Origin of the sequence: Colwellia sp. RE-S-Sl-9 (assembly GCF_048296855.1) — a bacterium.
Lineage (GTDB): Bacteria > Pseudomonadota > Gammaproteobacteria > Enterobacterales > Alteromonadaceae > Pseudocolwellia.
Window position 1 is genome coordinate 939,987 of sequence record NZ_CP182631.1, and the last position, 12,461, is coordinate 952,447.

General features: G+C 35.5%; 9 protein-coding genes. 6 read left to right on the forward strand and 3 right to left on the reverse strand.

Annotated elements, in window-relative coordinates:
* Nucleotides 1-308 precede the first annotated feature (308 nt).
* The 4 genes from ACM9HF_RS04070 (at nucleotide 309) to ACM9HF_RS04085 (ending at nucleotide 3,333) form a co-directional block, all read left to right on the forward strand.
* Nucleotides 309-2,273: a beta-galactosidase gene (locus ACM9HF_RS04070; RefSeq protein ID WP_473614486.1), complete on the forward strand. Its 1,965-nt coding sequence runs from the start codon at nucleotides 309-311 to the stop codon at nucleotides 2,271-2,273.
* Nucleotides 2,274-2,416: 143 nt separating this feature from the next.
* Nucleotides 2,417-2,689 (forward strand): hypothetical protein, encoded by a 273-nt coding sequence (locus ACM9HF_RS04075; RefSeq protein WP_473614489.1) that lies wholly within the window; start codon nucleotides 2,417-2,419, stop codon nucleotides 2,687-2,689.
* A gap of 88 nt (nucleotides 2,690-2,777) precedes the next feature.
* Nucleotides 2,778-2,993 carry a DUF6500 family protein gene (locus tag ACM9HF_RS04080; protein ID WP_473614492.1) on the forward strand — a complete coding sequence of 72 codons (216 nt, stop codon included), beginning with the start codon at nucleotides 2,778-2,780 and terminating at the stop codon, nucleotides 2,991-2,993.
* 52 nt (nucleotides 2,994-3,045) lie between these two features.
* Complete coding sequence (locus tag ACM9HF_RS04085; RefSeq protein ID WP_473614496.1) at nucleotides 3,046-3,333, forward strand: hypothetical protein; 288 nt, start codon at nucleotides 3,046-3,048, stop codon at nucleotides 3,331-3,333.
* Nucleotides 3,334-3,420: 87 nt separating this feature from the next.
* Here ACM9HF_RS04085 and ACM9HF_RS04090 read toward each other — a convergent pair whose 3' ends face one another.
* Both ACM9HF_RS04090 and ACM9HF_RS04095 read right to left on the reverse strand, forming a co-directional pair.
* Nucleotides 3,421-4,452, reverse strand: coding sequence for a hypothetical protein (locus ACM9HF_RS04090; RefSeq protein ID WP_473614499.1), 1,032 nt, complete (start codon nucleotides 4,450-4,452; stop codon nucleotides 3,421-3,423).
* A gap of 146 nt (nucleotides 4,453-4,598) precedes the next feature.
* Complete coding sequence (locus tag ACM9HF_RS04095) at nucleotides 4,599-5,525, reverse strand: hypothetical protein (RefSeq protein ID WP_473614500.1); 927 nt, start codon at nucleotides 5,523-5,525, stop codon at nucleotides 4,599-4,601.
* 314 nt (nucleotides 5,526-5,839) lie between these two features.
* Between ACM9HF_RS04095 and ACM9HF_RS04100 the strand changes: the two genes are divergently transcribed.
* Nucleotides 5,840-6,520, forward strand: coding sequence for a DUF2982 domain-containing protein (locus ACM9HF_RS04100; RefSeq protein ID WP_473614503.1), 681 nt, complete (start codon nucleotides 5,840-5,842; stop codon nucleotides 6,518-6,520).
* Between the two features lie 147 nt (nucleotides 6,521-6,667).
* Here ACM9HF_RS04100 and ACM9HF_RS04105 read toward each other — a convergent pair whose 3' ends face one another.
* Nucleotides 6,668-10,252, reverse strand: coding sequence for a carbohydrate-binding protein (locus tag ACM9HF_RS04105; RefSeq protein WP_473614507.1), 3,585 nt, complete (start codon nucleotides 10,250-10,252; stop codon nucleotides 6,668-6,670).
* A gap of 423 nt (nucleotides 10,253-10,675) precedes the next feature.
* Here ACM9HF_RS04105 and ACM9HF_RS04110 point away from each other — a divergent pair, with 423 nt between their 5' ends.
* A complete protein-coding gene (locus tag ACM9HF_RS04110) occupies nucleotides 10,676-11,947 on the forward strand; it encodes an O-acetylhomoserine aminocarboxypropyltransferase/cysteine synthase family protein (RefSeq protein WP_473614510.1) in 1,272 nt (423 codons plus the stop codon).
* Nucleotides 11,948-12,461: the final 514 nt, after the last annotated feature.

The following is a 12,461-nucleotide window of genomic DNA, read 5'->3' on the forward strand; positions in this document are numbered from 1 at the left end:
TATAAATATTCTAGGTGGGATGTTTGAGAGGTTGTCATATAACAACATTCACTTAGAGGGTGCTTTTAATAAAAATGATTATATGAATAAATTTCACTATACACAAACATTAAAAATTCGAAAAAGAACAAAAACGCAATAAATTTCATAAGACTTCTTTTTGAACTCAGGTTACACTAGCTTAAACAGGCTAAATAATTAACTTTAGAACAAAAACGAATATTTTCGAAAACGAAACATTCACCTTGATAAAGTACATATAAATATTCTAGCTATACTTAAAAACTAAAACTTATAGGATAAAATACATGTTAGGTGTTTGTTATTACCCTGAACATTGGCCAGAGTCTATGTGGGCTGATGATGCTAAAGAGATGCGTGAATTAGGATTACGCTATGTACGTATTGGTGAATTTGCTTGGTCGAGAGTTGAACCCAATGACGGTGACTATACTTTTGAATGGTTAGACCGCGCTGTAGAAGTACTTTCAGCAGCAGGTTTAGAAGTTATTATGTGTACGCCTACCGCAACCCCACCTAAATGGTTAATTGACAAACACCCTGATATTTTACCTGTAGACATAAATACAGGTACAGTGCGTGGTTTTGGTTCGCGTCGCCATTATGATTTTTCAAGCCAAAACTACTTTGATGCAGCAATGAAAATATCTGAGGTCTTTGCGAAACGTTATGGTAATCACCCTGCTATTTGTGGATGGCAAACAGATAATGAAATTGCATGCCATGATACAACGCATAGCGGGTCTGAAAATGCGAAACTTGCCTTTCAACAATGGTGTGAAAAGAAATACCAAAGTATTGATGCGTTAAATACAGCATGGGGCACGGTGTTTTGGTCAATGGAATATAATAATTTTAAGCAAATTGAATTACCTATTTTAGCTGTTACTGAAACTCACCCTGCGCATCAATTAGATTATCGTCGTTTTAGTTCAGATCAAGTGGTGCATTTTCATAATGAAATGATCAAAGTTATTCGTCAGCATTCACCTAATCGATTTGTGACTCATAACTATATTCCTATGGTTGATACACAAACCGACAATTATGCATTAGCTGAAAACTTAGATTTTGTAAGTTACGACAACTACCCTTTAGGTCGTTCTGATTTATTTTTTGCACAGCGCCCTGCTGAAGAATTTAAACCTTACATGCGTACAGGTCATCCTGATTTTGCCAGTTACTCCTTTGATCAAAGCCGTGGGGTAAGTAAGAAAAACTTTTGGATAATGGAGCAACAACCTGGGCCAGTTAACTGGGCTCATCATAATCCTCGTCCCGAAAAAGGCATGGTTCGCTTATGGTCTTGGCAAGCTTTTGCCCACGGCGCTGATTGTGTTTGTTACTTTAGATGGCGCCAAGCTCCATTTGCACAAGAACAAATGCACGCTGGTGTAAAACGTAACGATAATTCAAAAGCCGCAGCATGGGCTGAAATAGAACATATGCGCGATGAGTTAAAAGCAACCGACTTTAATATTGAAGATCCAGTGCAAGCTAAAGTCGCTATTGTTACAGGTACACTTAATCAGTGGGTAAGTGAAATAGAGCGTCAAAGCGACAGCTATAATCATCAACAAGTTGAATTTGAATACTACTCTGCACTTCGTCAATTAGGTTTGGCGGTAGACTTTATTTCAACCGATTGTGATATTAGCCAATACAGCTTAGTTGTTGCACCTTGTTTACCTATTGTGGATGCCGCCTTTGCTGAAAAGTGTAAAGCGTCTAATGCTCACTTTGTATTTGGACCGCGTTCTGGCAGCAAAACGAAAGACTTTAGCTTAGCGCCAAATTTAGCTCCGGGTTTAATACAATCACTTATCTCGATAAAGATACTTTCGGTAGAAACCATACGACCTGACTGTAGCGAAAAACTAAGCTATCAAAATCATTGGTACGAAAGTAGATGTTGGAGAGAAGAGTTAGAAATTTCGGAAAATACCTCTGTTATTGCTGAGTATCATGATGGAACACCCGCTGTAGTACGTGAAAACAACACAACCTATATTGCTTCATTAAGCTGTGTTAGCTTTTTAATCGAGTTATTTGCTAATTTAAGTAACGAACTAAATATTGATACCATTAAATTACCTAAAGACCTGAGAATGGTACACAGAGGTAATTCAGCTTATATCTTTAACTACGCAGGTTACGAACAAACATTTCCTAATCCAGAATTAGGAACATTTGTTATGGGTAGCGAAAAATTAGCCCCTTACGACGTAGCGATATTAAAGTTAAATAAATAGAGATTAAATAAGTAATAGTTAAAAACAGTTTCTACTTATTATAAAGTAGAAACTGTTTATTGATTTAGAACAAGGACTTGTTACATTTATTATGTTGTTATAATTAATATCCTTCCTTCATAACAACTGTAAAAAAACAGACAATGAATAAAAAACCTGACTGTGTCACAGCAATGAAAAATCTCATTACTGAGGTACGTGAAGAGTTTCCTTTTACTACTCCTGAAGCTAATATTTGTGGTACTTCTTGTGTAGGTTGTCCTAAAAAACTATTAGAAATAGTTGATACTGAATTATGTGACTGGGAAGCAAAACTTAACAACAACGTTGTGCCTAAACTTGGCGAAATATCTAAATTAGCAAAGCTTTGCAAAAATGTAAGGCGAGGATTAAAACGTAACGGTTTAGTTAGTTAAATCACGTTATTTCCTACATACAATAAGCTTTATAAATATTATTATACCTCTTGTTTAAAATCCCTTAATTAAGCTGATAAAACCCATCATGAATGAACTTATTAGAGCAAGAATAATAGAAGTGTGTAACCAGAAAATTGAACAAAAAGGTGATAATGTCGGTTTATCTTTTTATGCTTTTTTCAAAAACAAAAATTCAGAGCCAGAAACATTAATAGAAGTAGCTACTTGGTGGATAATGACAGAAAAATTAGATCACTTTGAAAAAGCAGTAAAAATTAAAAAAATGATCCAAGCTTTATAACGATAAGCTTATTACAATTCAAACCATCACAAACCTATAAGAACTAAAAATAATGAAACACTCTAAAACAACAAAAAAACTACAAAACAAGCTCGACTCTACTATAGAAAAATTAAAAGTTTTATTACAAGAAGAATTAATTGGTTTTAGTGACATAAACTTCACCGTTAAGTTTGATAACTTCCCGAATAGTTTATTAATACACTGTGTTTTTGATAATGAAGAAAATTTAAGTACAGCAAAAGCGATAGAATCAACTTACCAAAAAAAACTGCATCAACTCTTATTTAAGCAAGGAATTTTATTAAAAAACTCGAGTCATAATTTAGCTTTTATATAACCTATAACTACATATAAATAGTAAATAATTTAACTTATATAATGAGCAAAGCGTTTTATTTCAAATTAAAATAACCACCACAGAATATTATGCCCATTTAATTGTATATAATTCCGCAATATTTTTAGGTCTTGTTTCACTACCTCCTGTCTGTTTTGTCTCCGAGGTTGTAAGGAGATTTAATCCTGTTCCAGGAGTCCCTGAACTTGATGCGATTTGAGCAGTAGAATAACCCAATTGATGAACGTGATTCAAAAATTCATCGGTCTCAATAGTTCCAACATAATCTCCAATAACAGTTTCATTACCTGAAGTTTTCCGCTTGGATGCATCTGTATCGACCGTTGCTCCATTATTCCACGATCGGCTAAAGTAACCTCTCATATCAGGCAATAATGACAAACTATTTTGGCCAAGCCCAAACCTTTGATTAAGCACTGAACTTAATCTTGTTTGATTAGGACTTAATTCGAGATTATCAGTGCACAATGATAATTCTTCAGCGGGTGGATTTTCAGTTGCTATATATTGCTTTCGCTCACCAATAACGCCGTTAACAATGCATGGTAAACTCTCAATCGCAACAGATCCTACATTTGCATATACTTTACTGATAGAAATCACAGCTGATGCCGATTGACTTTGAACTTCGATATAAAGTTGTTCTGCGCTGTTAGCAACATTCAAACTTAATTCAACATCAAAAATTCCTGCTACACCCTTAATCGATTTTCTTGTGCTATCAGTGAAACCATCAGACAATATAACCTTTACTTGGCAATTTTCACTGACTGTCATGACTACTCTCGCCGTTACCGTATTACCATTAAGAACACTTTGCCATCTAGGGAACTCATTCAGGTTTTGCCGAAAGGTCATTTTAGAAGTTGTATCGCTGCTGGTTAAAATTCTACAGTTTTCGCCATCTAAACTAATTTCCGCATTTTTACCAGGATCATTATAAATCCAACCGTCAGGATGGTTATAATGAATCATATTAGAAACAACTGTTTTATTACTAAAGTATAAAAAATTATAATTGTATACCAAATTTTTTTGCTGTAATGAATTAAGTAATTCATTGCAGCCTGACTTATAAAAAAAATCATTATCAAACATACTTATATCCCTTATAAAGATACGTCTACGAATATACCCGTTATCAATCAAGTGCTTCTTCGATGAATCTAAAAACCTACATCTTGAATAATAACGAGTATAAGTAAAACGTATCAATAAAATGGCTTACCTAACTTGACTACCTATTAAGAAAAAGTAGCGCTATTTCCAGATTTTGCTGTACACATACGCCCAACAAAAGGACCACCTGTAGCGCCTACTTGATACTCATGGTGCAATATAATTGCATTAGGGTTACTTAGGTTGGTGATAGTAACAGGATCATTAAAGTTCGCCGCAACACCTGTAGAAATAACAGCTGTTCCAGCTTCATTTTTTATTTGAGCATTTGAATCGATGCTTATTAACTTTGCTTCTGATGTTATAGCCAAGCTTTTTGTACTAGGTGTTGTCGTCCAAGTTCCGTCCGCGTTGTAACTAACATTAAAGGTAGTAAAGCCACTGGTTGCATCACAAAGAGCAGCATGAACAGAAGAGCTACTGAAATTAATAACGGTTCCAGCAGTATAAGCACCTGTCGCTACATAGAACTTCAAGATAGGTTGACAATCAAGGTTTGTACTAGGATTAACCGTTACATAATTTGACAGTACGATTGCTCCAGTACCAAGTTGTACAGCTGTACCTCCATTATACTGCTCTAACTTGGGATTATAAACCGGTGATGTAATTCGAAATGCTCCTGGCTGTACTGCTTTATCATTGATAGGTGGAGCTAACCCCAATGGTGATACACTCATGATGGTTTTATTATTAGTTGCTGTCCCTCCAGGGGCCGGTGTAAGACCAACCTGTTGAATAGCTGATGCATAGCCTGAAGGTTGACCTACTTCCGGCGGATTTACTCTTTGTTGAACACCTGCGTAGTATTGTAGTTCTAACAAAAAGGTATAATTAGAACCTGAAATAGAATGTGGTAATATCGGTGTTCCCAACAGACTATTTGAATAAGTTTCAGGTCCTCCTTCATAAACAGCCGGCTCTTGAAAAAAGTAGAAATTTGTTAGGTGATCACTATTATTCGTAACGACAATTTGTATTAATGTTGACATGTTAAAACTCCGGTAATAATTAATTAACGATTACATCGTAGTAAATTGTAAAATGGCACTAAGACCACGTGTTATGAAACGGTTTTGGACATTGCATCCTTGCCTGAATCAACACCAACACTGTATACAATATAAAAATTAGAGAACATTACCTCTTATTACATTAATGAACTACACCTTGAAAAATGTTAAAAGACATAAATATAGAAGCATAGTCATAACGAATAAAGGCTTTCAATAGTGCAAACTGGATCCTGTTTAATTTTAACCGCGAGTAAGTATCCGATAACTCTGCTATTTTTGAGGTTAACTTCTTGCAATCTTCTATAGAAGAACAAATAACAATAAAACCTAAAGCCAAACATAATGGTATGTTTCTCATATTGTTAGGCTTTTGTTTTATTTGTATTAGCATGCTTCTCAATTCGTGGTATTGGGCTGAATTTAAGTTTCAGTTAATGCTGTTATTTTTTGCTAGCTGCATTGTTTTACTTACCGGCGTATTAAAATATTCAGAGCCTGACATCAGCTACAAATTAACGCGACATCACCTTTGTTTTTTTCATAGAAATGGGAATTGGACAATAAAATGGGACAGTATTATTCGATTAGGGATCCCTACCTCAAGTACCGGTTTTAATGTAACTCACCTGCCCTATATTGGTATTAAGTTAAAAAACATTGATCTTATTGCAGACAATATTTCCCCTCGCCTTGCAAATAAACTCATTCACGAGCAAAGAGAATTACTGATACTAGCCGCTAAAAATGATGAGATAACCTTAGATAATGGCTTGATCAGCTTCGATCACTTCACTTTAAACAATAAAGTATATAAAGGCCCTATAGCCGCATGGCTTTTCAGAACAGAACAGTTAAATAGTATTTACGGTTATCACCTTTATTTACCAGATACAGGATTTGATAGAGATATAGAAAACTTTTTAACATTACTAAAACAATGTAAAGAACACGCCATCCATCTTAATCAATAAAGTTATCTTAACAAACTAGAGGGTGTTGACCTTCGCGGTATATTTAATAGAGTGAAATCATCATATACAGGTCTTTAATTTATTATTCAAACGGGTATAAAAAAACCAGCATAAAATATACTGGTTTAAATAAGTTACATAAAACAACTATCTATTCGGCTGGCTTGAAAAACCTAAGACAGTTAAGTTAGCAACAGTTAACTCTCCATTATGATGGAAATTAACATCTATTTTGTTATTGGTTTGTAATACCGATATAGGTACTGGTATTTCTAGTGTAGCAAAATAACGTTCATTTCTATTTTCAGCTGGTCCTCTCCAATCAATTGGAGTATCAACGCTTGTGCCGTTAACTTTTAATGAGTCAATAGTTAAAAAGCCACCGGGTTTATCATCAGCATCAGGAAATAACGAAACTGTTAAACGTAATGTTGCTTCAGCAGAACCTGAAGGAATTGAAACATTATTAATATTAAGGGTTTTCTCTCCGCCAGTAATTGAAATACGATGTGGTACTGAACCACCACTTACACTTTCACCAAAATACTTAACTTCTTGCGCGACTTGGTTGATATTAATATTACTTTTTAAAGAATAACGTAATACAACGGTTGCGTCAGGAGAAAGTGTTAATGTATTTGGCGCTGTTTTCATATGACGACGATCAAGGATGGTTTCTTGTTCATTAACAAAGTACATTTGACGCATTTCAACATTGTTAATGTTCGCATTTCCTACCCCTGCAACACTTAAGTTGATGGTTGTCGCTGTCTCTTCAAGATTATTAATGATAACAAATAACTCATCTCCATTAACATATGAGTCAACTTGTACATCAAGATCAGTAGATGAAGAGTCTACACGAGTACCATCAACATTTGCCCATAGTTCATAGAATTTTATGTATGAAGACCATTGCCAATCACCACTATTAATTTGTTCTTCAATTAACATTGCATAATGATAAGGCGTAACACAATCTGGCACCTCTTTATAACCACATACACCAACAGTAATAAAGCCATCTTGTAAACCTTGATATCCCCATAACGGTTTAGCTGGAGTAAATGGCATTGATTTAACAACATAATCAGGACGTTCTAAATATTGCATTAACATAGCATTGAAAGCTTTTAAGTTAGTAATATCATAACGTTCTTGATGCGGTAATCTATCCCATCCTCCTTGAACCGCACCATATTCAGATAACACAATAGGCTTACGATTAGCTAATCCACCTTTTTTAACATCATACCACTCCATCATATCTAACATCGCTTGCACATGTCCTCCACGGCGAGCCACATCAATACCTGTCGCGTCTACTGCTGGCCAGTCATAAATATGAACAGAATAAAAATCCATATTATCCCCCGCAGCTTCCATAAAGCCACGCCACATTACATCCCATTGATACCAATTCTCATTGCGAGTATCGTCTACAGGAGTAGACATTCTGGATAAATAAAGCGCTTTGCTTTCGGCTTCAGCTGCTGGATCATCTGGTATTGAAATATATTGAGAATAATTGTCATCAGGAAGTCGTGAAAGCCCATCACGACGAAAGAAATCATGTAGCCCCCATGTCATACCACCAATAAGTGGTGCTTCATTACCTAATCGATTACGTATTTGTTCTGCGACTAGATTATGATATTCCCAAATTTGTTCTTGGTTAGTTACCACAAATGCCCCTGTTTTCATCCTCATATCAGGTTCATTAATAACTTCCCAATATTTAGGTAGTGGCTCTCCAATGTTACCATTAAGGGAATTCGAAAAATAACTTTCAAGATATTGGCCTACCCATTCAGCTGATGTAGCTATTTCTTTTGGTTGCCAACCCGTCCAAGTTGAACCGTTAGGATTCCAATTTAACGTGGGATAAAGAGGATTAACGTTCGTGCCTGCAATCATCTCTGTTTTAGCTGTAGCAAAACGCTTATAAAGAGGAATACTATCGTACTCTTCTCTTAATTCTTTGCCTCTAGTAACCATCCAGCTAAGATTTGCCCAATTATTACGGCTAGGATCTTCTTCTGTTTCTTGAAAACGCCATGTTGATGACCCATTATCACGGCCCATATAAACATCTAAAGTATTTAAAATATAATTTAATTTATCAGTATGACCATTCCAATCGCGCTCAAAAATAGAGCTATGCATAGTCATATGACGATTACGTCCAAAATCAGAAACACCATTTACTTCATGGCGCATATTAGCAGTTACCGTTACATCTACAGCTAAATTATTATTAACTTGTGAAGTGGAACAACCTTGTTTATTTGCAAACTCACCTGCGGGTGTATTACCACAAGTATCTAGATTATTTGCAACGCCATCATTGTCTGAATCGTTTCCATTAACATTACAGCCTAAACCATTAACATTAATGCCATAAGAAGTTGATAGACATTGATCAACATGGTTATCAACGCCATCAAAGTCATCATCATCACCACCACTACTCGTACAACCTACACTATCAACAAAATCTGTTATTGGTGTATTTGGACATTGATCTAAGTCATCTGTAATCGAATCACTATCAGAATCCAATTGTGAAGGTGCACAACCAACAGAGTTTACATTATTACGTTCAGCATCTGAGGTATTAGGACAAATATCAAATTCGTCATTAACATTGTCATCATCAGTATCAGGATCAACATCTCCAACGCGTGTTAAAGTAAGTAAATCAATATTGAATTGAAAGTCCGCACTACCTGCGCCATAAACACGGATAATATTCGCGCCTTTATAAAGATTAAATGTCGAGCTACCTTGTTGATCATAAAAAATATCCCAAGAAAGCGCTGCGTCAGAACTCTGCATAATAACAGAGGTATTATCCTTAACTTCTAAAGCCCCATTAAAACCATTAGCTTGCAAACCAGCAACTACATTATTGTTTACACCTGTTGCAACACGATAAGTTACTTTATATGAAGCGCTTTCAGCAATATTTACATTGAAATTAAGCGCATCACCACTATTAAAATAGTTAATAGCTTGACCACCACCACTTAAATTAAACGTTTGTACGTCTCCTATTGCAGAATCGTAGTCTTCAGCTTGTAAGACAAAGGATGTTGCTCCCGTTAATGTACAACCATCATTATCAACCACATCTCCTTGAGGCGTGTTAGGACATTGATCTAACTCATCATTTACACCATCATTATCACTATCAATAACTGATGTGCCACCAGAGTGAGTTAAAGTAAAAGCATTAATATTCCATTGCCAATCATTGGTTCCTGCTCCTCTTAGTCGAAGAGTTTGAGATCCAGCTGTAAGTTGCACCGTATAACCGGCTAAAAGATCTTGAAAATTATCCCACCCGGTATTTGGTACAGTTGTTTTACCTTGTGAAATAAAGCTATTATTTTGTTCAATTAAAAACTCTATCTCCGATCCACTAGCGATAGCAGTCCCTATACTGTAAACCAATGAATAATCACCGGGTTCCGTTACTGTAATTTGATAATCAATAACATCATCACGATTAATATAATTTAAAGCCGTTTCACCATTAGTTACATAAGTACTAACAGGAGTGGGTTGTCCATCAACGAAAGTTCCATCAATATTAATGTAGCTTTCAGCTTCTACCCTGATTGATTCCGAATGTGCTGTTGTAACTATGCCAAAGCATAATATTAATATAGGCAATAAAGTACTCAATACTGAATATTTAAATTGCTCTTTTAGTGTGTTTTTTTTCATTATTATAAATCCATTTTATATTGTGTAATCCGTGTAAGCTTTATTTTATTAACTAAATACTTACGCCCCTTGCTTTATTATGTGTAGCTTTTAAAGCAAGTATAAAAGGGTTAACTAAAAGCTAACCCCATACAAAAATATAGGAAGCGTTCGTAAAACAATCAAACTCTACTCTTGATTATTTTTAATAAAAATCATTCTTATTATCATCTACAGATGTGTATTTATAATTAATTTCAACGAATTAAAAATTATTACAATAAATTACAAAAAGTAATTTATTCGCATAACTAGTAACCTGTGTAAGCTTCAAATACCTAGTCCGAACTCAGGTATAGATAAAAACCGATTTGAAAATTTAACAATTGTTAATTTAATGATATAAATAATGCACAAATTTTTTAAACAACGAATGGACCCATTATGAAATTAGCCTCACTAGCCTTACACCACGGATATGAGTCGGAAGCAACGACTAAAGCCGCAACCACACCTATTTACCAAACAACGTCTTACACCTTTGACAATACACAACACGGTGCAGACTTATTTGATTTAAAAGTTCCAGGGAACATTTACACTCGAATAATGAACCCAACCACTGACGTGTTAGAGCAACGTGTTTCAGCGATGGAAGGCGGTTTAGCTGGTTTAGCCGTGGCTTCAGGTATGGCTGCTATTACTTATGCCATTCAAGCAATTACCTCTGTAGGTGATAACATTATTAGTACTAGCCAATTATACGGTGGTACTTACAACCTTTTTGCTCACACTTTTCCAAGACAAGGTGTAAACGTAAAGTTTGCCTCTGCTGATAATTTAGCTGCATTTGAAGCCTTAATTGACGACAACACACGTGCTATTTTTTGTGAATCTATCGGTAACCCTGCGGGTAATATTGTCGATTTAGCCGGTTTAGCTAAAATCGCAAACAAGTATGGCGTACCATTAATTGTAGATAACACAGTGGCGAGCCCTGTGTTATGTCGCCCATTCGAACACGGCGCTCATATTGTTATTCATTCACTCACTAAATACATAGGCGGACATGGCACAAGCATCGGCGGTATTATTGTTGACTCAGGTAAGTTTGATTGGGTAGCAAATAAAGAGCGTTTCCCTATGCTAAACGAACCAGATCCTTCATATCATGATGTTGTTTACACCGAAGCATTAGGTGCTGCAGCTTATATTGGTCGTTGTCGTGTTGTACCATTAAGAAATACCGGTGCAGCCCTTTCACCACATAGTGCATTTTTAATTATGCAAGGCTTAGAAACCTTATGTTTACGCATGGAACGCCATTGTGAAAATGCATTAAAAGTAGCTAACTACTTAAACAATCACGATAAAGTTAACTGGGTAAATTATGCCGCACTGCCTACAAGCCCGTATAACGAATTATGTAACACCATAACCAGCGGTAAATCATCAGGTATTTTAAGCTTTGGTATTAAAGGTGGTAGTGAAGCAGGCGGACGCTTTATTGATGCACTCAACATGATTTTACGCCTTGTAAATATTGGTGATGCTAAATCGTTAGCGTGTCACCCAGCATCAACAACTCATCGTCAGTTAAATCCTGAAGAATTAAAATCAGCAGGTGTTTCTGAAGATTTAGTGCGTATTTCTGTTGGTATTGAAGATATTGACGACATTATTGCAGACATTGAGCAAGCATTAGAAAAAGCGTAATCCTTTTTCAACAACAATCAAATTCAAACTCAACCAATCCAAACAACCAAAGGAATGAATATTAACGTATTCATTCCTTTTTTATTTATTGATTTACTAACCTGTTAATTCACACTTCTCTCATCAATATAACTAACCTGAACTCGGCTTAACAAATTCTTCTCTAGCAGCTATTTTTCCTAATTTCTGCGTTAAATTTACTTGCAATAGACCAGCTATTGACGCGAAATTTGCCTTGAATTAAGAAAAAATATCAAGCTAGAGGAACAATAAAACTATTTTTTCTTATATTTCATTTTGTTAAGCATCTCTTTAACCGAGTTCAGGTTAACTAAAGTAATAAAAGCCCTCCGAAATAATTGAAAGAAAATTCCTATTTAAAGAGGCACTAGGTATAATCGCGTCAAAGTTTGCCCAAGTTTAACTAAGAGTTGCAACGTGAAGTCTACCGACAGAGTTACCCAAACGAATAAGTTATTATTCGATTACCCAAAATACTGGGCTGAATGCTACG